Origin of the sequence: Thermopolyspora flexuosa (genome assembly GCF_006716785.1) — a bacterium.
GTDB lineage: Bacteria > Actinomycetota > Actinomycetes > Streptosporangiales > Streptosporangiaceae > Thermopolyspora > Thermopolyspora flexuosa.
In genome coordinates this window covers 4,790,118-4,814,851 of sequence record NZ_VFPQ01000001.1, presented here as the reverse complement: position 1 = coordinate 4,814,851, position 24,734 = coordinate 4,790,118, and the positions used below count along the sequence as shown (strand labels likewise).

Annotated in this window: 25 protein-coding genes; 18 read left to right on the top strand and 7 right to left on the bottom strand. The window is 71.8% G+C overall.

Annotation, left to right across the window (positions count from 1 at the left end):
• From FHX40_RS20675 to FHX40_RS20650, 6 genes are all read left to right on the top strand, one after another.
• Entirely contained in the window at window positions 1-1,239 is a 1,239-nt protein-coding gene (locus FHX40_RS20675; protein WP_142261930.1) for a TadA family conjugal transfer-associated ATPase, read from the top strand.
• Between the two features lie 202 nt (window positions 1,240-1,441).
• Complete coding sequence (locus FHX40_RS20670) at window positions 1,442-2,179, top strand: type II secretion system F family protein (RefSeq protein ID WP_142261151.1); 738 nt, start codon at window positions 1,442-1,444, stop codon at window positions 2,177-2,179.
• Window positions 2,180-2,443: 264 nt separating this feature from the next.
• Window positions 2,444-3,163 carry a type II secretion system F family protein gene (locus tag FHX40_RS20665; RefSeq protein ID WP_244941609.1) on the top strand — a complete coding sequence of 240 codons (720 nt, stop codon included), beginning with the start codon at window positions 2,444-2,446 and terminating at the stop codon, window positions 3,161-3,163.
• Between the two features lie 114 nt (window positions 3,164-3,277).
• Window positions 3,278-3,490, top strand: a complete 213-nt coding sequence (locus FHX40_RS20660; RefSeq protein WP_142261150.1) for a DUF4244 domain-containing protein — start codon at window positions 3,278-3,280, stop codon at window positions 3,488-3,490.
• Window positions 3,487-3,981: a TadE family type IV pilus minor pilin gene (locus FHX40_RS26120; protein ID WP_342353866.1), complete on the top strand. Its 495-nt coding sequence runs from the start codon at window positions 3,487-3,489 to the stop codon at window positions 3,979-3,981. Before FHX40_RS20660 ends, FHX40_RS26120 begins: the two co-directional genes overlap by 4 nt.
• Window positions 3,982-4,457: 476 nt before the next feature.
• Window positions 4,458-5,000 carry an Rv3654c family TadE-like protein gene (locus tag FHX40_RS20650; protein ID WP_142261149.1) on the top strand — a complete coding sequence of 181 codons (543 nt, stop codon included), beginning with the start codon at window positions 4,458-4,460 and terminating at the stop codon, window positions 4,998-5,000.
• Between the two features lie 1,043 nt (window positions 5,001-6,043).
• Here the strand turns inward: FHX40_RS20650 and FHX40_RS20645 are convergent.
• A complete protein-coding gene (locus FHX40_RS20645; protein WP_142261148.1) occupies window positions 6,044-8,362 on the bottom strand; it encodes a DEAD/DEAH box helicase in 2,319 nt (772 codons plus the stop codon).
• Between the two features lie 154 nt (window positions 8,363-8,516).
• Between FHX40_RS20645 and FHX40_RS20640 the strand changes: the two genes are divergently transcribed.
• From FHX40_RS20640 to FHX40_RS20625, 4 genes are all read left to right on the top strand, one after another.
• Complete coding sequence (locus FHX40_RS20640; protein ID WP_142261147.1) at window positions 8,517-8,867, top strand: STAS domain-containing protein; 351 nt, start codon at window positions 8,517-8,519, stop codon at window positions 8,865-8,867.
• Between the two features lie 2 nt (window positions 8,868-8,869).
• Entirely contained in the window at window positions 8,870-9,331 is a 462-nt protein-coding gene (locus tag FHX40_RS20635) for an ATP-binding protein (RefSeq protein WP_142261146.1), read from the top strand.
• A 682-nt stretch (window positions 9,332-10,013) separates the two neighbouring features.
• Complete coding sequence (locus FHX40_RS20630; RefSeq protein ID WP_142261145.1) at window positions 10,014-12,326, top strand: sodium-translocating pyrophosphatase; 2,313 nt, start codon at window positions 10,014-10,016, stop codon at window positions 12,324-12,326.
• A 208-nt stretch (window positions 12,327-12,534) separates the two neighbouring features.
• Window positions 12,535-13,044, top strand: coding sequence for a SixA phosphatase family protein (locus FHX40_RS20625; RefSeq protein ID WP_229788517.1), 510 nt, complete (start codon window positions 12,535-12,537; stop codon window positions 13,042-13,044).
• A gap of 19 nt (window positions 13,045-13,063) precedes the next feature.
• Here the strand turns inward: FHX40_RS20625 and serB are convergent, their stop codons facing one another.
• Both serB and FHX40_RS20615 read right to left on the bottom strand, forming a co-directional pair.
• Complete coding sequence (gene serB / locus FHX40_RS20620) at window positions 13,064-14,284, bottom strand: phosphoserine phosphatase SerB (RefSeq protein WP_142261144.1); 1,221 nt, start codon at window positions 14,282-14,284, stop codon at window positions 13,064-13,066.
• Between the two features lie 334 nt (window positions 14,285-14,618).
• Window positions 14,619-15,389, bottom strand: coding sequence for a hypothetical protein (locus FHX40_RS20615; protein ID WP_189136173.1), 771 nt, complete (start codon window positions 15,387-15,389; stop codon window positions 14,619-14,621).
• 112 nt (window positions 15,390-15,501) lie between these two features.
• Here FHX40_RS20615 and FHX40_RS20610 point away from each other — a divergent pair, with 112 nt between their 5' ends.
• From FHX40_RS20610 to FHX40_RS20600, 3 genes are all read left to right on the top strand, one after another.
• Complete coding sequence (locus FHX40_RS20610) at window positions 15,502-16,290, top strand: ABC transporter ATP-binding protein (protein ID WP_142261143.1); 789 nt, start codon at window positions 15,502-15,504, stop codon at window positions 16,288-16,290.
• A gap of 342 nt (window positions 16,291-16,632) precedes the next feature.
• A complete protein-coding gene (locus tag FHX40_RS20605) occupies window positions 16,633-17,388 on the top strand; it encodes a sulfite exporter TauE/SafE family protein (RefSeq protein ID WP_142261142.1) in 756 nt (251 codons plus the stop codon).
• Between the two features lie 31 nt (window positions 17,389-17,419).
• Window positions 17,420-17,662 (top strand): hypothetical protein, encoded by a 243-nt coding sequence (locus tag FHX40_RS20600; RefSeq protein ID WP_142261141.1) that lies wholly within the window; start codon window positions 17,420-17,422, stop codon window positions 17,660-17,662.
• Window positions 17,663-17,707: 45 nt separating this feature from the next.
• Here the strand turns inward: FHX40_RS20600 and FHX40_RS20595 are convergent, their stop codons facing one another.
• From FHX40_RS20595 to FHX40_RS20585, 4 genes are all read right to left on the bottom strand, one after another.
• Complete coding sequence (locus FHX40_RS20595; RefSeq protein WP_211350342.1) at window positions 17,708-18,574, bottom strand: Rieske (2Fe-2S) protein; 867 nt, start codon at window positions 18,572-18,574, stop codon at window positions 17,708-17,710.
• A 200-nt stretch (window positions 18,575-18,774) separates the two neighbouring features.
• Window positions 18,775-19,407, bottom strand: a complete 633-nt coding sequence (locus FHX40_RS20590; RefSeq protein ID WP_142261139.1) for a hypothetical protein — start codon at window positions 19,405-19,407, stop codon at window positions 18,775-18,777.
• Window positions 19,394-19,549: a hypothetical protein gene (locus FHX40_RS25210; protein ID WP_170198903.1), complete on the bottom strand. Its 156-nt coding sequence runs from the start codon at window positions 19,547-19,549 to the stop codon at window positions 19,394-19,396. The genes FHX40_RS20590 and FHX40_RS25210 overlap by 14 nt, the downstream gene beginning before the upstream one ends.
• Before the next feature lie 1,321 nt (window positions 19,550-20,870).
• The gene (locus FHX40_RS20585) at window positions 20,871-21,074 is read right to left on the bottom strand and encodes a hypothetical protein (protein WP_142261138.1); all 204 of its coding nucleotides are present in this window, start codon (window positions 21,072-21,074) and stop codon (window positions 20,871-20,873) included.
• A 526-nt stretch (window positions 21,075-21,600) separates the two neighbouring features.
• On the opposite strand from FHX40_RS20585, the gene FHX40_RS20580 reads away from it, so the two are divergent.
• The 5 genes from FHX40_RS20580 to FHX40_RS20560 all read left to right on the top strand — a co-directional run bounded on the left by FHX40_RS20580 (window position 21,601) and on the right by FHX40_RS20560 (window position 24,569).
• Window positions 21,601-22,458 carry a helix-turn-helix domain-containing protein gene (locus FHX40_RS20580; RefSeq protein WP_142261137.1) on the top strand — a complete coding sequence of 286 codons (858 nt, stop codon included), beginning with the start codon at window positions 21,601-21,603 and terminating at the stop codon, window positions 22,456-22,458.
• A 48-nt stretch (window positions 22,459-22,506) separates the two neighbouring features.
• Window positions 22,507-22,701, top strand: coding sequence for a DUF397 domain-containing protein (locus FHX40_RS20575; protein WP_142261136.1), 195 nt, complete (start codon window positions 22,507-22,509; stop codon window positions 22,699-22,701).
• 90 nt (window positions 22,702-22,791) lie between these two features.
• Window positions 22,792-22,995 carry a DUF397 domain-containing protein gene (locus FHX40_RS20570; protein ID WP_142261135.1) on the top strand — a complete coding sequence of 68 codons (204 nt, stop codon included), beginning with the start codon at window positions 22,792-22,794 and terminating at the stop codon, window positions 22,993-22,995.
• A 200-nt stretch (window positions 22,996-23,195) separates the two neighbouring features.
• A complete protein-coding gene (locus tag FHX40_RS20565) occupies window positions 23,196-23,849 on the top strand; it encodes a TetR/AcrR family transcriptional regulator (protein ID WP_229788519.1) in 654 nt (217 codons plus the stop codon).
• A gap of 177 nt (window positions 23,850-24,026) precedes the next feature.
• Complete coding sequence (locus FHX40_RS20560; RefSeq protein ID WP_142261134.1) at window positions 24,027-24,569, top strand: tetratricopeptide repeat protein; 543 nt, start codon at window positions 24,027-24,029, stop codon at window positions 24,567-24,569.
• Window positions 24,570-24,734: the final 165 nt, after the last annotated feature.

Sequence of the window (24,734 nt, the reverse complement as noted above, 5' to 3'; positions counted from 1 at the left end):
ATGACCTATCCGGAGGCCGGGCCGCGGGAACACCGGACCGACCGGTCGCCCGCGATCCCCGCCGAACTCGTCGAGGCGGTCCGGGTACGGCTGGCGCGTGCCGGGGCCGAGCCGACGGCCGCCCAGGTGGCCGCCGCCCTGCGGGCCGAACGGGCGGTGATCGGCGACGCCGAGGTGCTCGCGGTGACCCGGGCGCTGCACGCCGACCTGATCGGCGCCGGGCCGCTCGAGCCGCTGCTGGCCGAGCCCGGCGTCACCGACATCCTGGTGAACGGCCCGCGCGAGGTGTGGGCCGACGACGGATGCGGCCTGCGCCGCACCTCCATCACCTTCCCCGGCGACGACGACGTGAGGCGGCTGGCCCAGCGGCTCGCCGCGAGCGCCGGCCGCCGCCTCGACGACGCCAGCCCCTACGTGGACGCCCGGCTGCCCGGCGGCATCCGGCTGCACGCGGTGCTGCGGCCGATCGCGGTCGACGGCACCTGCATCTCCCTGCGCCTGCCGTCGCGGCGCGTGTTCACCCTGGACGAGCTCGTCCCCGGCCCGGGCGCACGCGTGCTCGCGGAGATCCTCGCCGCCCGGCTGGCCTTCCTCGTCACCGGCGGAACCGGCACCGGCAAGACCACGCTCCTGTCGAGCATGCTCTCCCTCGTCCACCCGGCGGAGCGCCTCGTCATCGTGGAGGACTCGGCGGAGCTGCGGCCCGTCCACCCGCACGTGGTGCGCCTGGAATGCCGCCCGCCCAACCTGGAGGGCAAAGGCGGTGTCGAACTGTACGATCTGGTCCGCCAGGCCCTGCGCATGCGTCCGGACCGTCTCGTGGTCGGCGAGGTGCGCGGAAGCGAGGTGGTGACCTTGCTGGGTGCCCTCAACACGGGTCACGAGGGCGGCTGCGGCACCCTCCACGCGAACACCGCGGCCGACGTGCCCGCCCGCCTGGAGGCACTCGCCTGCGCCGCGGGCCTGTCCCGCGAAGCCGTGCACAGCCAGATCGCCGCCGCCCTCGACGTCGTCATCCACCTCGTCCGCGACCCCCGCGGCGGCCGCAGGCGGCTCTCGGAGATCTGCCTGCTCTGCCGCCGTCCCGACGGCCTCGTCGAGGCCACCCCGGCCCTGACCTTCCCCCCATCGGGTCCACCCGTACCAGGCCCCGCCTTCCCCGTCTTGGCGGCCCGCCTGCCCGCGATCGCCGGGTTGTTCGGGGCGCCGTCCGGATCGCGCGGAGGCCGTGGGCGATGAAGGCTCGGCAGGTACCGAGGCGGTCGGCCCTGCCGCGCCGACGCCGTACCACTACCGGCCGGCCCGGCCGCCCTGCCGCCTCTCCCGGCGTCGGCCGCATCGGACCGCCCCCGCCAGGCAAGCCGAACGGCGCGTACCTCACCGCCGTGGCCCGGGTTCGCCCGGGCGGGTCCGGCGAAGCCTGGGGAGGCCGCAGGCGGTGATGGAACTTGTGGCCGCCGTGGCGGCCGGACTCGCGGCGTGGGTGGCCTGCGGCCCGTCGCCGGAGCGTGTGCGGTTACGGGAGCTGACCTCTCCTCCGGCCACGCCGATCTGGCGCGGGTGGCCGGCCGGGGCGATCGTCCGGCTGCGGCGCCTGGCCTGGCCCGGGCGGGCCGGAAAGGAGGCGGACGCGTGGCGCAAGGCCTGCATCGAGCTGTGCCAGGCGCTCATGGCCGAACTCACGGCGGGCCGGTCCGCCGAGGATGCCCTCTGCCGCGCCGTGACCGCCGTCGCCCCGCCCGAACCGGCCGTCCTCCGCCCGGTCGCAGCCGCCGCCAGGGACGGCGGCGACGTTCCCGCGGCCCTCGCCGAGGCGGCCAGGACACCCGGTGCCGAGGGCCTGCGACGGCTCGCGGCCTGCTGGCGGGTGAGCACCGCGGTCGGCGGCAGCCTGACCGAGCTCGTCGAAGGCGTGATCGTCGCACTGCGCGAGTCCGAGGCCCACCGCAGAGATCTCGCCGCTCAGCTCGCCGGGCCTCGCGCCACCGTACGGCTCCTCGCCGGCCTTCCCGTGCTCGGCATCCTGATGGCCGTCGGCCTCGGCATGGATCCCCTCGGATTCCTCTTCGGCGGCCCTGCCGGCTTCGCGTGCCTCCTGGCGGGAGCGGCCCTCGACGTGGCGGGCGTCGTGTGGATCCGCCGCATGGTCGCCGCGGCGGAGAGAACCGCCTCAACCTGACCGGGTCCCGACCTCCGAAGAGGCCGCTCCGAGCCGCAGAGGCCCTTGTCCTCGCGGACGGCGCACTGTGCAGGACCGGGCGCATCGACACAGAGCCACCGCGGACTGCAACGCAGCCCGGCCGGGGAGCGGACCCGGCTGCCGCGCACCGATCCGACATCGCGTTCGGGCGCATTCCCGCGAAGAGAGACGAACGACCAAGAGCAGGAGAAGGGAGGGCGCACCATCGCCGGAGTACTCGCCGTCATCCTGATCGCGGCCGCGGTGCTGGTCTGGCCGTCCCCGAACCTTGCCCGTGACCGGCTCCTGCGACTCCGCGCCGCAGCACAGGCGGATACGCCGGGCGAGCGGACGGCCCACAGGGATGAAGGTCGGCCGCAAGGGCCGGGCGTGCGCATCTGGGTGCAAGCGGCCGCATGCGGGGTCGCAGGTGCCGTCGGCATCGGCGGTGTGCTCGGCCTCGCGGCCGGTGCGGCGGTCGCCGCGGCCGTCGTGGTACTCGCACGCCGACGCGAGCCGGTCGAAGCGCGTCGACGACGCGAGCGCCTGATCGCCGATCTCCCCTTCGCCGCGGAGATGCTGGCGGCCTGCCTTCGCGCCGGTCAGCCGACACGGGCGGCGGTCGAGGCCGTCGCCGAGGCGATGGGCGGCCCGCTCGGGGAGATCCTGGCGGCGGTGGGGCGAAGGCTCATGCTCGGCGCCGACCCCGAGGAGGCGTGGGCGGTGGCAGCGGCCGAGCCCGCGCTCGCCCCGCTCGCCCGTGCCATGACCCGTGCCGCGCTCAGCGGTGCGCCGGTCGCCGACGTCCTCACCCGGCTGTCCGCCGACGCTCGCCAGGAGGCGCGGGCGCTGTCCGCAGCGGCCGCTCGGAAGGTCGGAGTCCTTGCCGTGGCGCCGCTGGGCCTGTGTTTCCTGCCGGCGTTCGTCTGCCTCGGCATCGTTCCCGTCGTCGTCGCCCTCGCCTCCCAGGTGCTCGTGCCATGACCGGCCGGGTTATCCACAGAACGGCATTCGAGGGCGTTGTGGACGACGGCGGAACGCGACCCTGTCCCCTGGAGAGCCCGCAGCAGGGAGCGGGCGTGGAAACGGAGGAGTCTCATGTGCGCTGTTCAGTGGGCCATCCGGCGCGCGCAGGCCGCGTTCCGCGGGATCCGCACGCGCGGCGACGCGGGCATGTCCACGGCGGAGTACGCGGTCGGCACGATCGCCGCCTGCGCCTTCGCCGCCCTTCTCTACAAGATCGTGACGAGTCCCGGGGTGCAGGAGATGCTCACAGGGCTCATCGACCGAGCGCTCAAGCTCGCCGGATGAGGCCGGAGCCGGGCGACCGCGGCGCCGTCACGGCCGAGGCCGCGATGGCGCTGCCCGCGCTCGTCCTCGTCCTTGCGGCAGGGCTCTGGGCGATCACCGTGGCCGCCGCCCAGCTCGCGTGCGTGGACGCCGCCCGAGCCGGTGCCCGGGCCGCAGCCCGCGGCGAACCCCTCGAAGCGGTCAGGGCAGCGGCGATCAAGGTGGCGCCTCCGGAGGCGAATGCCTCCGTCGAGCAGGAGAACGGCATGTTCAAGGTCGCGGTATCGGCTGTCGTTCGCCCGAATTGGGCGCAGCCTTTGCCACCCATCACAGTCTCCGCAACCGCGTTCTCTCCTGGCGAATCCACCTTCGGCGGCGCTCTCGACGGCCCACCGGTGGGCGAGAGGCAGGGAGCCGATGCGGCACACACCGGCCCCGTACCTGAGGTCGCACCCGGGGCGGACCCTCAAGGACCCCAGAGAGGTGACGGACCAGGTGGTGCTACGCCGTAGGCGACTTCAGCGACTCACCCCGTCCCGATACGGCCTGGTGAACGAACCATCGGGCGCCTTGCCGGTGTGCCGGCGCCGCTCTCGACCTCTCCGCGCCGACCATCGCGCTCGGACGTGTCGGCAACGGGATCCCGCCCCCGCGAGCCTCTGCGGCAGGGAGGCGTGGTCAGCGGCCACCGGCTCGGCAACGCCGGTACCCGGCGCACCGGCAACCCGGCGGCAGGCGCCTGGTTGCGAGCACGGCATCCCCGCGCCTGTTCGCCCGATGGCTCGGCTCCAACACCCGCTCTCACCTGCCACGGCGTCGGGGCAGGCGGTGAAGGGAGAGTGACGTGATCGAACGAGGCGAGTCGGCGGTTGTCCCGCCGAACCGGAGGCAGCGACTCTGCCCGTCACGAAGTTCGCAACCGCGTTCTCTGCGAGCGAATCCACGACCGGTGGTGGTTCTGACGAGAACGTCACAGAGCGACCGGCGAATGCCGTCGCAACCTACCCTGCGCCTGCGGCGGCCACGTCCGGATGGCGCTGCCGGAACGAGCACCCGCGTTCCATGGCCGGGGCGCTGCCGCCGGGTCTTGGGGGAGTGCTTCGCGCTCCCCAGAAGATGCCGTGTCCCGGCTGCCAGGGAGGGTCCTGTCGGCCGGGGCGCGGAGAGGAGACGGACACGGGAGGCCGGAGTCGCGACCGTGTGGGCGGTAGCCCTGATCGGCGTGCTCTGGACGGTCGCGCTGGGCCTCGTCACCGTGGCAGGCGCCCGCGTGGTACGGCACCGGGCACAAGCCGCGGCGGACCTCACCGCGCTGGCCGTCGCGGCACGAGCGATACCGCTGGGCGAGGAGGCCTGCCGGAGGGGTGAGGCGGTGGCGGCGGCGAACGGCGCGGGGCTGGAGCGCTGTGCGGTCGTAGGGCCTACCGCGGACGTCATCGTGGCGGCGGAGGTGCGACTGCCTTTGCTGGGACTTCATACGGTGAACGCCCGGGCCCGAGCCGGACCGGCGGACCACCGGGCGGCACCGTGAGTTGTGCCGACGAACGGGGACGTTCCGGACCGCTCTCCAAAGCGAACACCGGGCGGGCGTTCCGGCAGAACCACTCGTGATCGGCTTCGGTGGCTCCGGGGCAGGAGCGGGCGAACCGAGAAAGACACGGACCGCCGATGGGGCAGGCCGGAGGAAGGTGATCGGCCGAAAGGCGATCGATTGGCGGATAGGGCGCACAGGCTCGCGGGATTGGCGGCAGGACGGTGGCGGTGGTCGTGAGGGTGCCTTGCCCGCTTTCGCGGTCCCCAGGAGCGCCACGGGGGTCGGGACGATCACCTGGCCATGGAACCGATCTGCAAGGAACCGATCTGAGCGAGTCGAGGTCGCGAGTTCGAAATCACCGGTCCTTCCTTGCCGCAGAGACGGCGACGGCCTACCGGCGAGTCGGTCGGCCCTACCGAGGTCGGCACGCGATGCAGGGCGTGCCGTATGGCACACCGCACGAGGAGAAGGAGGAACCGGGTTATAGCGCGCGGGAAACCAGTAACCGGCGTTCGGTCTCGCAACCCGGCCGGACCGGGATGGCATGGGGAATAGCGGTAGCGCTCGTCGGAGGAGGTGACCGCCGGACCGGAGGACTTAGGTGCGTGTGACTGCGGCGGCCATCCGGGCCCGCGACATGGTTCCGGTGCCGACGCGCCTGTCCTGGGGTAACCGTCGCTGATCAGCGGCAGCGGTTCTCGTCCCCCGGCGGTGCAGGCCGGGACGCCCCACGATGAGCCGGTGCGGGCCGACACCCGCGGCGCCGAGGCATTCCCCGGGATTCGCCGGCTTGTGCTCGCCCGGTGGTGCTGCTCGTCGGCTGGGTCGGCGTGCCCGTGCTCGGCCGCGGCGTCCGCTACTTCACCAACGGCGAGCAGGGCCTGGGCGGTTTCGCCGGGTGCTTGTCGCGTTCGCCGGAGCGGTGCCCGGCCACCCAACCCTGGTCGGCCCGCGCGGGGCCACGACGGGCGGCGGGCCGACCATGGCCGCGGGCAACGGCGGCAGCGGGGCCGGTCCCGGTACGAAGGGCGGTCCGCGGGTCAGGGGGACAGAAGGATGTCCAGGAGGCGGATGGCGGCGTGTTTGTTGAGGGGTTCGTTGCCGTTGCCGCATTTGGGGGACTGGATGCAGGAAGGGCAGCCCTGTTCGCATTCGCATGAGGCGATCGCCTCGCGGGTGGCCTCGAGCCATTCGCGGGCGCGGGTGTAGCCGCGTTCGGCGAAGCCCGCGCCGCCGGCGTGGCCGTCGTAGACGAACACGGTGAGCAGGCCGGTGTCGGGGTGGCGTTCGGTGGAGACGCCGCCGATGTCCCAGCGATCGCAGGTGGCGAAGAGGGGGAGCAGGCCGATCGAGGCGTGCTCGGCGGCGTGGGCCGCGCCGCCCAGGTCGGCGCGGTCGCCCTCGGGCAGGCGGGCCAGGGCGTTGTCCGGGAGTGTCCACCAGACCGCCCGGGTGCGCAGGGTGCGGGGCGGCAGGTCCAGGGGCTCCTCGCCGAGGATCTCGCCGGTCTGGCCGCGCTTGAGGAAGGAGACCACCTGGCGGGTCACCTCGACCGTGCCGAAGTGGAGCTCGCCCGGGCCGAAGGGGGTGGAGCGCAGCGACTCGACGATCATGATGTCGGTGACGTCGCGGGCGAACGTGGAGTAGTCGGGGTCGGCGGCCTCGACGAGGGCCACGCCGGAGTCGAGGTCGAGCGTCTCGACGAGGTAGGTGTCGCCCTGGTGCAGGTATACCGCGCCCTCGTGCACGGTGGTGTGCGCGGAGGGCTCGTCGACGGTGCCGAGCAGGCGGCCGGTCGAGCCCTCCACCACGTGGACCGGAGGGCCGCCGGAGCCGCGGATGTCGGCGAGGTCGCAGGCCCGTTCGCGGCGGGCCCAGTACCAGCCGGTGGGCCGCCTGCGCAGCAGGCCGCGCCGGACCAGGTCGTCGAGGACCTCGGGGGCGGACGGGCCGAAGATCGGTACGTCGGCCTCGGTGAGCGGGATCTCGGCCGCGGCCGCGCACAGGTGCGGCGCGAGGACGTAGGGGTTGTCGGGGTCGAGGACGATCGCCTCCACCGGCCGGCCGAACAGCGCCTCGGGGTGGTGCACCAGGTACGTGTCGAGCGGGTCGTCGCGGGCGATGAGCACGGCGAGCGCGTCCTGGCCGGCGCGGCCCGCGCGGCCCGCCTGCTGCCACAGCGAGGCGCGGGTGCCCGGCCAGCCTGCGATGAGCACCGCGTCCAGGCCGGAGATGTCCACGCCCAGCTCGAGGGCGTTCGTGGTGGCGAGGCCCGTCACCTCGCCCTCCCGCAGCGCCTTCTCCAGCGCCCGGCGGTCCTCGGCGAGGTAGCCGGCCCGGTAGGCGGCCACCCGGGCGGGCAGCTCCGGTGACACCTCCTCCAGGTGCCTGCGGGCGGTCATCGCCACCGTCTCGGCCGCCCGGCGGCTGCGCACGAAGGCGAGCGTGCGCACCCCCTCGATCACGAGGTCGGTCAGCAGGTCGGCGGTCTCGGCGGTCGCCGTGCGCCGGACCGGCGCCCCCTTCTCCCCGCGCAGGTCCGTCAGCGGCGGCTCCCAGAGCGCGAACGTGGTCGCGCCCCGGGGCGAGGCGTCGTTGGTCACCTCGGCCGCCTCCAGGCCGGTGAGCCGCATCGCGGCCGTGCCGGGGTCGCTCGCGGTCGCCGAGGCGAGCAGGAACACCGGGCGGGAGCCGTACTTGGCGCAGACCCGCCTAAGGCGGCGCAGGATCTGGGCCACGTGCGAGCCGAAGACGCCGCGGTAGCCGTGGCACTCGTCGATGACCACCAGGCCGAGCCGCCGCCAGAACGTCGCCCACTGGGCGTGTCGCGGCAGCATCGACCGGTGCAGCATGTCCGGATTCGTCAGGACGTAGTTCGCGTACTGCCGGATCCAGGCGCGTTCCTCGAACGGCGTGTCGCCGTCGTAGGTCGCCGCCTTCACCCGGGCGAGGCGCAGGCCGCGCAGGGTGCGCAGCTGGTCGGCGGCGAGGGCCTTGGTCGGCGCGAGGTAGAGCACGGTGCGCCCGTCGAAGATCTCCGATACCGCCGGGACCAGGTAGGCCAAGGATTTACCGGACGCAGTCCCCGTGGCTATGATCACGTTTCGGCCTCGGCGCACGTGCTCCGCGGCCTCGAGCTGATGTTCCCACAGGCCCTCGACGCCCTGGTTGCGCAGGCGGTCGGCGAGCGTTTCCGGGATCCAGTCCGGCCATCTGGCTTGACCCGCCTGACGTGCTGGAACATGCTCCACATGAGTGAGCCGCCCCCGACGGGACGGCACGGCGAGCAGCCGGGTCAGCAGGGCGCCGACGTGCTGCGAAGGTGAGGGATTCGAAGTCACTGGTTTCCAGTTTGGCATCTGTGGGGAGAGTCGCCCGGAGTCGTGATTTCGTATAGACACGGAGGCGGAGCGTGGTTGAATGCCGCGCGTCGGGGTCGTGCCACCGGAGACAATGGGTCTGCGGGCGGCGGGCCCGTGAGGATCATTCTGCAGGCAAGGCGCTGGAGGATCTGTGGATCTGAAGTTGGACCATCGCACCGAGGGTCGGCTCACCATCGTCGAGGTCGAGGGTGAGATCGATGTGTACACGGCGCCGAGGCTGCGTGAGCTTCTCATCGACCTGGTCAACAAGGGTAACTTCCACCTCCTCGTGAACATGGAGAAGGTGGACTTCCTCGACTCGACCGGGCTCGGCGTCCTGGTCGGCGGGCTCAAGCGCGTGCGCGCGCACGACGGGTCCCTGGAGCTCGTCTGCACCCAGGAGCGCATTCTGAAGATCTTCCGGATCACCGGACTCACCAAGGTCTTCGGCATCTACTCCTCGGTGGAGGAGGCCAAGGAAGCCCACGGCCGAGACAAGTAGACATGGCCACCGTCGAGCTGACGTTCAGCGCCCTCCCAGCGCACGTGCGCACGGCCCGGCTCATCGCGACCGCGGTTGCGCGTCGCGCCGGGGTGTCCGAGGACCTGCTGGACGAGGTACGGCTCGCTGTGGGAGAGGCGTGCTCCCGGGCGGTGGAGGCTCACCGGCTCCACTGCCCGGACGAGCCCATCCGCATCGAGCTGTGTGACGACTCGGGGCGGTTCGAGGTCACGGTCATCGACGTCGCGCCGAGCGAGAACGCCGACCTCGCCGGGGCCGCCGCAGGACCGGAGACGACGACGGCGAACGGGCACGAGCTCGCCGGCCTGCTTCCCGACATGTCGGGATTCGGCCTGGCGGTCATCGCCGGACTCGCCGACGACGTCGAGGTCATCCCGAGCGCGAAGGGCGTGCGCGTCAAGATGAGCTGGCCGGCCGTGAGCGGCCTGCCCTCCTCGGCCTGACGGCCGCCCGCCGTGACTCCGCCGGGCTCGGACCCGACGGAGTCCGCGGCCTGCCTGACGCCGCGCGGTTCGCGGCGCCGGGCGGGCCCACTCGGGCCGGGTTTCGGACATGCCCGGCCGCAGGGCACAGGCGCCGAAATCAGGTGCCTTCCGTACTTCCAGCCATCCTCCGGCCGGTCCCGCCGCCGTGGGGCGCCGGCGGGCGCCCGGCCGGGCAGGGGAACGTCCGCGCAGGCCGGCGACGTGAACCGGCCGCCGAGGCGACCGGCCGGACGGTCCGCGGGCGCGCCGGCGCCGCCGGGCCGTACCGAAGCCCGGGGAGCGTGTCGGAGGCGGTCCCGGAATCGCGTATAGTTTGGGTCAGTATTTGAGGGGAAGGTCGGGAAAACTCCCCGCCTCCAGTCAGACTTCCTTCCTCGTCATGTAAAGATCAGGTCACTGATCGATCTCGCCTGTGCCTGGATACCCCCCCGGGGCTTCATATCCTCTTGCGCCCCTGCGTAGACTCCCGGCACCGGCCAAGGTTTTGTCCCGTGGAGCGCTCACGCACGCACTGCGGGAGGTCTACGGGCGCAACCGGAAGCGGCACTGCCAATCGCCCCGGGTGCGCCCAAGCAGGCCGCACTTCGGTTAGACAGGGCGCGCCCCGGGCACAAGCAACCCGTCTGGCCGAGGAGGACGGATGTCTGGGCCTTACCTGGCCGCTGTCGATGACGCAGCGGTCGCCCTGAGCGGTGGCCATCTCACGATCGTGATCGTGGTGGCCGCGGTGGCTCTCATCGCTCTCGCCGTGGCCGGCGGTCTGGTACGCGAGGTACTGGCCGCAGGGCAGGGCACCGAGCGCATGCAGAACATCGCGCGAGCCGTACAGGAGGGAGCAGGCGCGTACCTGGCGCGTCAGTTCCGGACACTTCTCATCTTCGTCGTAGTCATTCCCTTCGTTCTGTTGCTGCTTCCCGCCGAGTCGACCAGCGTGCAGATCGGCCGGTCGATCTTCTTCGTGGTGGGAGCGGCGTTTTCGGCGCTGACCGGGTTCATGGGCATGTGGCTCGCCGTGCGCGGCAACCTGCGGGTGGCCGCCGCCGCACGTGGCACCGAGGGCGGTGCCGACCCCGAGCGGGCGGCCATGCGGATCGCGTTCCGCACCGGCGGTGTGGCCGGCATGTTCACCGTGGGCCTTGGCCTGCTCGGCGCCGCGATCGTGGTGCTCCTCTACCGGGGTGACGCCCCCACCGTGCTCGAGGGCTTCGGCTTCGGCGCGGCGCTGCTCGCGATGTTCATGCGAGTCGGCGGCGGCATCTTCACCAAGGCCGCCGACGTCGGCGCCGACCTGGTCGGCAAGGTCGAGCAGGGCATCCCGGAGGACGACCCGCGCAACGCCGCGACGATCGCCGACAACGTGGGCGACAACGTCGGTGACTGCGCCGGTATGGCGGCCGACCTGTTCGAGTCGTACGCCGTCACCCTGGTCGCCAGCCTCATCCTGGGCAAGGCCGCGTTCGGTACCGAGGGCCTGGTGTTCCCGCTCATCGTCCCGATGATCGGTGTGCTCACCGCGATCCTCGGCATCTTCGCCACCGCGCCCCGCAGCGGCGACCGCTCCGGCATGACCGCGATCAACCGCGGCTTCTTCCTCTCCGCGGTGGTCTCCGCGGTGCTGGTGGCCGTGGCCGCCTTCGCCTACCTGCCGAGCTCGTTCGCCGAGCTGTCCACCACCAACGAGGAGATCCGGGCGCTCACCCACGACCCGCGTCTCATCGCGGTCGGCGCCGTGCTGATCGGCCTGGTGCTCGCCGCCGCCATCCAGATGCTCACCGGCTACTTCACCGAGACGCACCGCCGTCCGGTCAAGGAGATCGGCGAGAGCTCCCGTACCGGCCCGGCGACCGTCATCCTCTCCGGCATCTCGGTCGGCCTGGAGTCGGCGGTCTACTCCGCGCTGCTCATCGGCGCCGCCGTCTACGCCGCGTTCCTGCTCGGCTTCGGGAACGTCACCGTGGCGCTGTTCGCGGTCGCGCTCGCCGGCACCGGCCTGCTCACCACCGTCGGCGTGATCGTGTCCATGGACACCTTCGGCCCGGTCTCCGACAACGCCCAGGGCATCGCCGAGATGTCCGGCGACGTGGACGGCAAGGCCGCGCAGATCCTCACCTCGCTCGACGCGGTCGGCAACACCACCAAGGCGATCACCAAGGGCATCGCGATCGCCACCGCGGTGCTCGCCGCGACCGCGCTGTTCGGATCGTTCCGCACCGCGGTCGAGGGCGAGCTGCCCGGCTCGGAGGTGTTCAGCCTCTCCGTCGACGCCCCGGACGTGCTCGTCGGCCTCGTCATCGGCGCGTCGGTGGTGTTCCTCTTCTCCGGTCTCGCGATCAAGGCGGTGGGCCGTGCGGCCGGCCGTGTCGTGATCGAGGTTCGGGAGCAGTTCCGCACCAGGCCCGGCATCATGGACGGCACCGAGAAGCCGGAGTACGGCCGCGTGGTCGACATCTGCACCCGCGACTCGCTGCGTGAGCTCGCCACGCCCGGCCTGCTCGCCGTGATGACCCCGATCGCCGTCGGCTTCGCCCTCGGCTACGCCCCGCTCGGCGCGTTCCTCGCGGGCGCGATCGCGGCCGGCACGCTCATGGCGGTGTTCCTCGCCAACTCCGGTGGCGCCTGGGACAACGCCAAGAAGCTCGTCGAGGACGGCCACCACGGCGGCAAGGGCTCCGAGGCCCACGCCGCCACGGTCATCGGCGACACCGTCGGCGACCCGTTCAAGGACACCGCGGGCCCCGCGATCAACCCGCTGATCAAGGTGATGAACCTGGTCGCGCTGCTGATCGCCCCGGCGGTGGTGATCTGGGCGGACAACGTCGCGCTCCGCATCGGCATCGCCGTCGTCGCCGTGCTCATCGTGGTCGCCGCGATCGTCGTGGCGAAGCGGCGCTCGTCGAACATCGCCCCGGCCGAGGGCGTCGAGGAGCGCACGGCCGAGCCGGTCGCGCGCTGATCACGGCGCGTCGCCGGTCGCGGGCGATCGCTCCGCCCGGCGGGTGAACCCGTCTTTCGGTACGGCCGCCGTCCCGGCCCGGGGCGGCGGCCGTACCCGTGTCCGCGCGGCGGCCGTACGGTTCCGGCGGTCGCCGCCCGCCGCCCGGCCGTACCCGGCCCGCCTATCCTGGGCACCGGTCCCGACGATCACCGCGGAACGGATGCCGATGCGGAAACTGATCATCCTGCGCCACGCCAAGGCCGAGAAGGTCCCCGGCAAGGCGGACATCGACCGGGTGCTCACCGACCGGGGCGAGCACGACGCCCGCCGCGCCGGGCAGGTGCTCGGCGAGCTGGGGCTCGTCCCCGACCTGGTGCTCTGCTCACCGGCGCAGCGCACCCGGCGTACCGCCGAGCTCGCCCTCGCCGCGCTCGCGCCCGAGGCACCCGTCTACCACGAGCGCGAGATGTACCTCGCGTCCCCGAAGGACCTGCTCGCCGTGGTGCAGCGCACCGACCCCGACGTGGCCACCCTGCTGATCGTCGGCCACAACCCCGGCTTCCTCGAGCTGTTCCTCAGCCTCACCGCGACCCCGGCCGAGGCCGACCCCGGGTTCCCCACCTGCGCCTTCGCGGTCGTCGAGACCGAGGCCCCGTGGGAGCGCCTGTGGCCGGGCGACGGCCGTACCGTGGCCCGCTGGACCCCGAAGGGCGGCCTGGTCACCGGCCCGCGGTGACCCGCGGCGACGGCCCGGGTCAGCTCGCCTTCAGCGCGGCGTCCTCGGCGTCGGCGGCCTCGACCTCCTCGCGGGAGATGCCGAGCAGGTAGAGGATCGCGTCCAGGTACGGCACGTTCACCGCGGTGTCGGCCGCCTTGCGCACGATGGGCTTGGCGTTGAAGGCGATGCCCATGCCGGCCGCGGCGAGCATGTCGAGGTCGTTCGCCCCGTCGCCGATCGCGATCGTCTGGCTGAGCGGCACCCCGGCCTGCTCGGCGAACCGGACCAGCGCCCGGGCCTTGCCCGGCCGGTCGATGATCTCGCCGACCAGGCGGCCGGTGAGCCGCCCGTCCTTCACCTCGAGCGTGTTGGCCGCGCAGTAGTCGATGCCGAGCTCCGCCGCGAGGTGGTCGGTGATCTGGGTGAAGCCCCCGCTCACCAGGGCGAACCGGTAGTCGAGGCGCTTGAGCGTGCGCACCAGCGTGCGCGCGCCCGGGGTGAGCACGACCTCCTTGCGGACCTGCTCGAACACCTCCTCGGGCAGCCCTTCGAGCAGCGCCACCCGCTCCCGCAGCGAGGTGGCGAAGTCCTGCTCGCCGCGCATCGCCGCCTCGGTGACCTTCGCCACCTCCTGCTCCACGCCGGCGTGCCGGGCGAGCAGCTCGATCACCTCGGCCTGGATGAGCGTGGAGTCGACGTCCATGACGATGAGCCGCTTGGCGCGGCGGTGCAGGCCGGCCCGCTCCACGGCCACGTCGACCTGCTGGAGCGCGGCCTCGGTGGCGAGCGCGGCGCGCAGCGCCTGCGGGTGCGCGCCGGACACGCTCATCTCGATGCAGGTGACCGGGTCGTGCGCGAGGCGCTCGATCCGGTCGATGTTCGCGCCCGCCGCCGCGATGCGCCCGGCGATCCCGGCGATCGCGGCCGGCTGCAGCGGCATGCCGAGCACGGTGACGTGCAGTCTGCCGCGCCGCCGCTTCTCCTTGATCTGGGTGCCGGTGGACAGCTCGATCTCCATGCCGAGGTCCTCGGCGACCTGCTCCAGCGCGGTCCACAGCGCGCCGATCGTGCGGCCGGTCCCGGTGGGCGGGCCGCCCGCGTAGGCGACGAGCACTCCCAGCGTGAGCCTGCCGCGAATCACCACCTGCTCGATGTCGGCGACCGTGACCGGGAAGTCGGCCAGGACGGAGAACAGCCGGGAGGTCACCCCGGGACGGTCCGGACCGGTCAACGTGATCAACAGGGTGCGCTGATTCATTCGGCGAGGCTTCCTTGAGGGCTTCCTTCGGCCATCCGGGCACCGGCGGACCGTACGGCCCGGCCGGCGTCATGGGATTGTGTCGGAAACGCGGTCGAGTCGGTGACCACCATCAAAGGTACTTGCCCGGGATTCGTGCTCGCGCGTCAGGGCACCCGCTCGCGACCGAAAACCGGGGGCGATTAGACCTGACTTGGGCGGTGATACTCGCCGTTGTCCGAATTCACATTGCGGCGTCACGCGCGGTTCACCGCGACCGGGTACGGCCGGCCGCGGCGGCGGGCGCGCCCCGCCGATGCCCGCCCCGGCCGGCCCGCGGCGGAGGGTGAAACGTTCAGCGGCGGACGGCGTGGTGGGCGGCGATCCAGGCCCGCCGTACCGCGCGGTCGAGGTCGCGCAGCACCGCGCGCCGGGTGGCGATCTGGGCCGCGGTGAGGCCCCGGTCGTCGGCGGCGCCGAGCACGGCGGTGAGCAGGCCGCACAGGGCGGCGAGCCGGTGCGCCCGCGGCGGGTAGCCGGGGGCGAGGCCTTCCCCCGCCTCGAGCGCGGGCCGGTCCGGCGAGGGCCCGTGCACCGCGGCCAGCGCCTCGGTCGCGGCGCGCATCGCATCCCGCAGCTCCCGCTCGGCCTCCCCGAGGCCCGGCAGGTCCGGTACGGCGGTGGCGGCGGGCATGGCGGTCCACCGGGTGCCGACGTAGGACGAGCCACGCACGTCGCGGGCGGGGACGAGGCCGACGCACCTGCCGGGCAGTTCGGCGATCACCGCCTCCCCGGCGTCGATGGCGAGCGCGTTGAACTCCCTCGGTCCGGTGAGGCCCAGCGGGTCGCCGGGCACCGGCAGCGCGAGGCGGAAGGCCCCCAGGCCCTGCGGCCGGAGATCGGCGAGGAAGGCGCGCAGCGGGACCTCGGCGGCCTGCGCGGCCGCGCCGGCGGCGGGCGCCGTGCCGTACCGGGGCTCGGTGCCGGGCGAAACGTCCACGGCGGCCACCAGCTGCGGCCCACCCGCCCGCTCGACGCGGTCGACGGCCTCGTCGAGGCCCACGTGCCCGCCGAGCCAGGCGTTCCCCCAGGCGACCAGCGTCGCCGACACCGGTGAATGGCGCACCGGTCAACGATACGCGTCACCGCAACGATAGGTTGGAGCCACCTGCTCACAAGGCGGGCGAGATTCACTGGCGAACGCAGACGCCGGATTCGACACGGAGAGGGGATCGCGGATGGGCGGTCAGGTGCTGCGCCTACAGGACGTCGCCGTTCGCCGGGACGGCGCGGCTTTGCTGCGAGGCATCGACTGGACCGTTCACGAGGACGAGCGGTGGGTCGTCATCGGCCCGAACGGCGCGGGCAAGACCACCCTGCTGCAGGTGGCCGCGGCGCTGCTCTACCCGTCGGAGGGCGTGGTGGAGCTGCTCGGCGAGCAGCTCGGCCGGACGAACGTGTTCGAGCTGCGGCCGCGCATCGGGCTGGCGAGCGCCGCGCTCGCCGAGCGCATCCCGCCGGACGAGAAGGTGATCGACCTCGTGCTCACCGCCTCGTACGCGATCCTCGGGCGGTGGAACGAGGAGTACGACTCCCACGACGTCACCCGCGCGGTCGAGCTGATCGACCAGCTCGGCTGCGCGCACCTGATCCGGCGCCGGTTCGGCACGCTGTCGGAGGGTGAGCGCAAGCGGGTGCAGATCGCCCGCGCGCTCATGCCGGACCCGGAGCTGCTGCTGCTCGACGAGCCCGCCGCCGGGCTCGACCTCGGCGGCCGGGAGGACCTCGTGCAGCGGCTGGGCGCGCTCGCCGACGACCCGCGGGCCCCCACGATGGTGCTCGTCACCCACCACGTGGAGGAGATCCCGAACGGCTTCACCCACGCGCTGCTGCTGCGGAACGGGTCGGTGGTCGCCCAGGGGCCGATCGAGCACGTGCTGACCGCGGACAACCTCTCCCAGACGTTCGGCCTCCCGCTGAAGCTGGAGCGGGACACCAACGGCCGCTGGTACGCGCGGGCGGCGTAGCCGACGGACCGCCGGTACGGCACGGCGCCGGCCGGCGTGCGGTGCGCCTGCGCCGCGCTGAGCACGTACGTGCGCTTGTGCAGCCGAGAAGGTGACCCTCGGGCGCCGAGCCGACGGCCGGCCCGCTGTCGCGGCGGTGGGCGGGGGTGCCGGGCCGAGCGCCTGCGGGCCGGCCCCGTACGCGAGGGCCGAGCGCGCGCCGAAGGCCGCCCGTGGGCGCTGCCGTACCACGAGGGCCGCCCGCTCCTGCGGGTTCGGGATACCTGAGCAGGGGACCCTCCCATAAGGCGGCGGAACGGCGCCTCGTACGCTTACCTGGCGTACCAGGTAGGGGGGAGAGTCGTGACGCCGTGGGAAGCGGCCGCGATCTTTGCGGCCGGGGTGGGAGCGGGCGGCATCAACACGATCGTGGGCTCCGGCTCGCTGATCACCTTCCCGACCCTGCTGGCGCTCGGGTATCCGCCCGTGGTCGCGAACGTCTCCAACAACGTCGGCCTCGTGCCCGGCGGCGTCGCCGGGGCGCTGGGCTACCGGGCCGAGCTGAAGGGCCAGCGGGACCGGCTGGTGCGGCTCGGCAGCGCCTCGTTCATCGGCGCGGTCGTGGGCAGCCTGCTGTTGCTGCGCCTGCCCGAGGAGGCGTTCCAGGTGATCGTGCCGGTGCTGATCGCCATCGCCTGCGTCCTCGTCGTGCTGCAGCCGCGGATCAACCGGTGGCTCAACACCTGGCGGCGCGATGCCGACCGGCACGGCGGCCTCCTGCTCTGGCTCGGCGTGCTCGGCACCGGCGTGTACGGCGGCTACTTCGGCGCGGCCCAGGGCGTCATCCTCATCGCCCTGCTCGGCATCATGCTCAACGACGACCTGCAGCGGCTCAACGCGGCGAAGAACGTGATGGCCCTGCTGGTGAACGCGGTGGCCGCGGTGCTGTTCATCGTGCTCGCCGACGTCGACTGGACGGCGGTGCTGATGATCGCGCTCGGCTCGTCGCTGGGCGGGTTCCTCGGCGCGCGCATCGGCCGCAGGCTCCCCGCCACCGCGCTCCGCGCGGTCATCGTCTGCATCGGGGTCGCCGCGATAGTCAAACTGGTGTACGGCTAGGCCGTACCAAGTGCGGGGTATGTGACCCTTTGTGAAGGGTGATCGGGTAGAGATCGTCATTGACGCCGGCGGCACCCCGCGTACCTACGAGGTCGTCGCCACCAAGGCCGGTCGCCGCGTCGAGGTGACCACCGGTCGCGGCATCGTTGAGGTGAGCGAGGTGACCAGGGGCGGTGGCGTGGTCCGCACCGCCCGCTTCATGGCCAACCGGGTGCTCGCCCTCGTCGAGCATCCCGCGGGCGACGGCCGAGCCAGAGGCGAGGAGCAGGAGTAGCCGCACCGCGCACGGCGGCCCGGCTTCGTGCCCGCCGTACCGCGGTCACAGGTGGATGGGCTTGACCTGGACGAGCCCGTCGGGGCGGATGCGGGTCTCGAACGCGGGCTGCGGGGCCGTCGCCGGGCCGTGCACCACCGACCCGTTCGACAGCCGGAAGGTGCTGCCGTGCCAGGGGCAGGAGACGCACCGCTCGCCCCCCTCGATCACGACGTTGCCCTGGTGCAGCGGACCGGCGAGATGGGCGCAGCGGTCCGCGAGCACGCTCACCCCGCCGCTGTGCCGGAGCACGAACAGGTCGATGTAGCCGAGGCGGCGGGTCACCGGGCGTCCCTCCGGCAGGTCGGGAAGGCGGCACAGGTCGTGCCAGCCGAGGGGCACCAGGTGGGTGACCGACTCGGCGTGGTTCGCGCCCGCCGCCTGGCGGTACGACATGTGGCCGCCCAGGTAGCCGCCGAGCCCCAGCGCGCCGAGGCCGGCGTACCCGAGCATGCGCCCGGCCCGCTCGTACCCGGCGAGCCGCAACACCAGTGAGCCGGTGTAGAGCCCGAGCGCGGCGATGTTGGCGGCGGCGTGCACCAGCCCCACCCGCTGCTGCTCGCGATGGAGCATCGACCAGTCGGCGATGCCGGCCGCGGCGGTGGGGATCGTCCCCGCGATGCCCGCACCGAGCAGGACGCGCGCGTCCCGCGGATCGCCGTCGGTCGCGTCGAGCACCCCGACGCCGACGAAGCAGCCCAGGGTGCCGGTGGCGAGCAGCGGGTGCAGGGGATGACCGATCGGCACCCCGTGGAGCAGATCGCGCAACCTGCCCTGGCGGAGCCTGCCGCGGATGAGCCGGGTGAGCTGCTGGATCGGCCCGTCCATGGTGGTGGTCCGCTCCAGCCGGTCCGGAAGGTTGATGGCGGGCATGATGCGTTCCAGCGACGCGCGGAGCCGCCCCCGACCTGGTTTGACCGCCTCCGACATCTCTCGCCCCCCTTTGGATCCCTCCGGGGGACGTACCCGGACACAGCGGAAGAACACGGGCGAAGAACAGCGAGGGGAGCGTCGTGGGAAGGGGGACGGCCCGGAAGGCGGACACCTCCCGGGCCGGGAATCGGCCGAGTGGATCAGCCGCGCGATCGGTCGAGCACCGGCGTCTGGTCGGGCTCGGGAGCGATCGGGATCCACTCGTGGCCGAAGGCGGCCTCCAGGCCGGGGTTGCGGTCACCCGGCAGCGGGTCGCGCCGGATCAGCTCGATCAACACGAGGTCCGGACGCCGCGCGTGCCGGGCGAAGCGCACCTCCCTCGCCTTACAGGCCGCGCGGAACTCGGCGGCGCGCTCGGCCATCGCCTCCCCCGAGTGCCCCGCACGGCACAGGAGGAGCGCCTTCTCGCCCCGCCGGGTGGGAGTGACCCACAGTACGAGCGGCACGCGTCCCTTGCGCGTGTACAGCCGCAGCTCGGCGAAGAGCCGGTACAGGCGATGCCGGACGTACACGCACCAGAACCGCAGCTGGAGCCAGTCGCGGCTGGGCCGGGCGACGACGAGGGCGAGGATCGCCCCGGCGACGAGGTAGGGAAGCCACCTCGCGCCGTGCTGCGCCGCAGCGGAGACCAGCTGGAAGAGCGTCCCGAAACCCGCCGGCAGGAGGATCTCGGTACGCCACCGCCACAGCCGGACGGGCAGGGCCGTCCGGTGTGGCGGGACGTGCTCCATCAGGGGGTGGGGGACGCGGCGCCGCGGGTCAGGCCCGGACACCGCCGTCCACCTCCCCTCGGGCCAGGCGGAGGGCGTCGAACCGGGGGTCGCGGTAGCGGCGCGCCCCGAAGCCGGTCCGGCTGACCTCCCAGCCCAGCCGGTAGGCCCACCAGTCCTGGTCGATGCAGAGGGAACGGTCCACCCGGTCAAGAAGTTCGCGGATCCGGGCCTTCAGACTCTTGCCAGGCGTCGGTCCAGCGGTACCTTGGGACAAGAGGACCACGACTCCTTTCCGTGGCTTCGTACGCAGGAGCTTTCGTGGTAGCCGGGTCGGCAGTTCGCGGCTGCCGGCCCGGCACTTTCATGTATGGGGTGTCCGTGGCCTTTTCGCAGGTCGAGGGGCCTCTTATCGTCGCGGGGTACCTCCCTTCTCGGTGGGGGCATCCGGAAAATCGGGTGTCGTCGTTGGGGATGGATGCCGCTGACTTTCGTTGCCCGATGTGGCCAGAGAAACGGGAGTTACGAATTACCGATTCTTCGCCGTTGCCTCCTTACTTCCGAAACCTGGCTTCGTAATTCCGATGGTCGCCGATGAAAGTTTTCAGCGCAAGGGTCGGCGTAAGGTAGATTGCAAACGATGGGAAAGATTCCCGTGTCCTTGCCGTGCAGCTACCGGTGCAACTTGCACCCGACCTTGCAGGTCCGAGTGGGAGGAACCGTCCCTGCGGTGTGTCCGAGACCGGTCGGCCACGCGGTCACCTCGGCCTGAGCCGTGAGGCGCGCTCTCTCCGGTGGGGTGGTTCGCCGCCACGGTGTCGGTCCCTGCGGCAAGGGCGGGCGGCTCGAGCCGTTCGGCTCCGGCAGGGAGGGAACGACGCGAGCACCATGGCGCACCAGCCGTGTAGGAGATGAGGGTCGTGTGAGGAGCGCGCCGCGATGCCTGGTCGGCCGGGCATTGGGCCACTTGCTCGAGCCCGAGGAGCGTGGCCGTGATCATTCGGCGAATGCGTCCGAGAACCCATGGATCCTTTCGGGCCACCCCGGTCACGGCATGTGTCACGCCGTTACGGCGAGCAAGCGGTGGGTCGACCGCACCCTATGCGAATCGCCATGCGGCAGGGCGCGGGCCCGCATGATGTGGCAGACAGATGCGGATCCTTTCGCGCATCTCACGTTTCCGGATTTCCGGACGGCGTCTATCCATGGGGTTTCTCACTGCGCATGACGCCGTGGATCCTTGGCGGTATGCCTGCGAGCGGGCGTACGACCCGATGGCCATGGTGCTCGACGCGGGCTCGTCTCGTCGGCTCATCCGTCGGCGGCCGGACGAACGGTGATGATCAGGGACGGCGGTGCCGGTCATCCGTGTTAGGAAACGGGGATCGGTAGGGGCACCGAGCGGCAGGTGGTCGGCGGTTCCGGTGCCGCGAGGACGCGCTCGACCGTCGATCGCATGGCCGCACCGCCTTGGCCGGTCGGCGTGGCGGAGCGTGGACATCCAGGGTGGGGCGCGGCGCCGCGGGTCAGGCCCGGACGCCGCCGTCCACCTCTCCTCTGATGTGACGGAGCAGGTCGAACCGGGGGTCGCGGTAGCGGCGCGCTCCGAAGCCGGTCCGGCTGACCTGCCAGCCCAGCCGGTGCGCCCACCAGTCCTGGTCGATGCAGAGGGAACGGTCGGCCCGGTCAAGGGATCCGCGGATCCTGGCCTTCAGGGTCTTGCCTGCCACAGGCCTGGCGGTACCGTGGGACATGAGGACCACGACTCCTTTCCGTGGCTTTGTACGCAGGAGCTTTCGTGGTAGCCGGGTCGGCAGTTCGCGGCTGCCGGCCCGGCACTGTTGTGTAGCGGTCCGTTCGTCGCGCCTTCACATGGCGAAATGTGCTCGTTTGTTGTGATTCGTCCCCTTTGGTGAGGTGGCGTGGAAAGCCTCGGGCAACGGGCCGCCGATGGATCCGGATGTCGTCGTGTTGCCGGTGTGGCGGGGGAGGCTTGAGAGGCGTTTTGCCACATGATCATTGGCGGCCTCCCCGCTTCGTCGGAATCTTCCCCGTACTTGGATACTCTCTCAGGAATAGTTTCGACGCAAGAGTCGGCGTAACCTAGTCCGCAAACGAGAGGAAAGATTCCCGTGTCATTGCTCTGTACGTACCAGTGTAAGTTGCAGACTGCGCTACTATACGTCGCACCCGGTGGCCCAAGAGGCAGGTGCCTGGCGCCACTCCACTGCTACTCCCTGGAGGGGGTAGGCCAAGATGCCTGAGCGTGGCAGCCCCACCCTGCGTCATCGCCGGCTGGGGCGGGAACTCCGTCGGCTCCGCGAACGCGCCGGCATGATCGGCGAGGACGCGTCCAGCAGGCTGGGGTGGTCCACCGCGAAGGTGAGCCGGATCGAGAACGCCAAGACGCTGCCATCCATCAGCGACGTCGAGGCGCTGCTCGACCTGTACGGCGCGGACCGCGCCACACGGGAAGAGCTGCTCAGTCTCAGGAGGGATGCGGCCCAGAAGGGGTGGTGGGAGGAGTACCGCGAGGCACTGCCCCCGGACGTCATCCCTCTGCTGGGCCTTGAGCTAGAAGCGACCGAGATCCGGAACTGGGAAACCCAGGTGGTGCCGGGGCTGCTGCAGACAGAGCCCTACGCGCGGGCGCTGTTGTCGCATTTCCAGCCCGTCGTGCAGGTGCCCCACCGCTGGCTTGAGGGCCGGGTCGCGGTGCGCATGGAACGACAGCGGATCCTGTTGTTCGACTCCAATCCCGTGAAGTTCTACGCGGTGTTCGAGGAGTCGGTGCTCCGCCGGCAGTTCGGCGATGCCTCCGTGATGCGGGAGCAGCTTGCGCACCTGGTGGAGGTCTCCGAATCCGATCACATCGAGATGCGCATTTTGGCGCAGGACACTCCGCCTCCCATGCCCACGGGGCCGTTCCTGCATCTCAAGTTTCCGGACTTCCCGGATGTCGTATATCTGGAGGAGTTTTTCGGCGCACGATATATCGAGGACACGGAGCAGGTATACGCCTACGAACGGGCGTTTGATCACCTGCTTGAGCTGGCCATGGACGAAGAATCATCTCGACAGTGCATCCGTGAGCACCTGGACCGGTGGAAATGATCAACCGGGTGGTGGTACGCGGATCTGGAATTGATATTTGGGAAAGAAATGAAGCGGATAGATCTGCACGACGTGGTGTGGACCAAGAGCAGCAGGAGTTCCAACGGTAACTGCGTCGAGGTCGCACGTTTAGGAGACGGCCGCATAGGGGTGCGGGACAGCAAAAATCGGGACGGGGCGGTCCTCCTGTTCACGCCGGGTGACTGGCGGGCCTTCATCGGCGGGTTGAAGGCGGAAAAATAATCCGGTAGATCCGCGTATCACACTTGTGTGTCCCGAAAATCACCTCCATCCTGATGATGGGTTATGTCGTCTTTGGGGTGGAGGTCGCCGATGTCGCCTATCGATCTCACCGGGGCGGTCTGGCGGAAGAGCGTACGGAGTACCAACGGCAACTGCGTGGAAGTGGCTCTTCTGGCAGACGGCCGCGTGGGTATCCGTGACGGCAAGAATCCCCTCGGCGCGGTCCTGGCGTTCAGCCGGGCCGAGTGGGGTGCGTTCGTCAGCAGCCTGAAGAGCGGCAGAATCGGCGCCTGAACCGCGGTGTCGAGGGGCCCCGTCCGAGCAGCGGGCGGGGCCCGGCGTTTGCCCGGCCCGCCGTCGCGGGCGCGGGCGCTCGAGGGGTCGGAGGGGTGGCGGCGTTGCGGACAGGTGTGCGGCTTGATTCCGGATAGCAATTAACCGGAAACTCTGAGCAATCGCCTGACCGGCGGAGGGCGGGCGGGCAAGATGGAGGAATGCCCAGCCCGACGATCGACGAACTCGACCGCATCGCGATCGCACCGCTTCGACGCCGGCCCAGTCAGCGGCGCAGTGCCCGGCGGGTCGAGCGCATGCTCGACGCCTGCGCCGAGCTGCTGGACGAGGTCGGCTACGAGGCGCTGTCCACCACGCGTATCGCGCAACGCGCCGGTGTCGCCATCGGCTCGCTGTACCAGTTCTTTCCCGACAAGCGCGCCATCAGCAAGGCGCTCACCGCCCGGAACGCCGAGCGGTTCGTCACCAGGGTCGGCCGCCGCTTCATGGTCGAGGAGTTCGCCACGGTCTGGGAGGCGATCGACGCGATCATCGACGAGTACGTGGACATGCACCGGACCGTGCCCGGGTTCCGCTCGCTCCACCTCGTCGACGTGGCCGACCTGCACACGCTCGACTCGGTGGCCGACGCGGCCGCGGTGGTCGTCGGCCGGTTGCGCGCCCTGCTGCTCGCCGACTACGGCGTCGCCGACAGCGAGGAGCTCGACCGGGCGATGCTGGTGGCCGCGGAGGCGGCGGACGCGGTGCTCAAGCTCGCCTTCCGGCGTGATCGGCAGGGCGACGCCGCGATCATCGCCGAGGCGAAGCAGATCGTGCGCGACTGTCTCGACCGGCGGCTGCGGGCCTCGGCCTGACGCCCGCGGCCGGGCGGGCCAGGGTCCGCGCATCCGCCGTTCCACACCGCCGTCACGGGCCGCCGGTGCGGCCGGCCGTACCTCGTCTCGACCGGCCGCACCGGCGGTCATGCGCGTTGCGTGTCAGTCGGAGGAATGTGTGAGCAAATCACACCCTCGCTGGGTACGCTCGGTGGCGTGGCGCATGTGACACGTGAGCACCTTGATCGACTTCTCGAACAGGCTCTGCTCTCCGACGATCACGACATGCTCGCGCGGCGCCTGGACTTCCTCGCGTACGCGTACGAATCCGGTGAGGTCTCCCGGGCGGCGATCTTCCTGCTCGCGGCGGAGGAGTGGCGGCAGGCCGGGCAGCCGGCGATGGCGCTCGACCGGTACCAGCGGGCCCTCGACGACGGGGGAGAGGTCAGCGTCGACCCGCGTGCGGGCATCGCGGACACGCTCTTCGAGCTCGACCGGCCCGACGAGGCCCGTGAGGTCATCGAGGCGATCCGGGCCGACCGGCCCGTCGACCCGCTGACCTCGCTCAGCGTCGCCGAGACGCTGGCGGCCTACGGGGATCTGCAGGGGGCCCTGGAGTGGGCGACCGAGGGGGTGCGGACCTGCCCGGAGAACAGCGGGGTCCGGGACGCCCTGCTCCGCGCCCGCTACCGGATCCGCGTCGATCTCGGCCTGCCCGAGGACGAGCTCGACGCGCTCCTCGACGTGACGCACAGCTGAGCGGGGCGACCGCCGCGGCGGCGCGTACGCCGGGGAACGCGCACGACCGGCCAGGCCCTCGCACGGGGTCAGGACCTGGCCGGCCGTGGTTCCCGGCCGATCGCGCCTCGCCCGGCCCGGGGATTGCGGGTCAGGGCCGGAGGGGCCGATGTGCGGCCGGGTGGG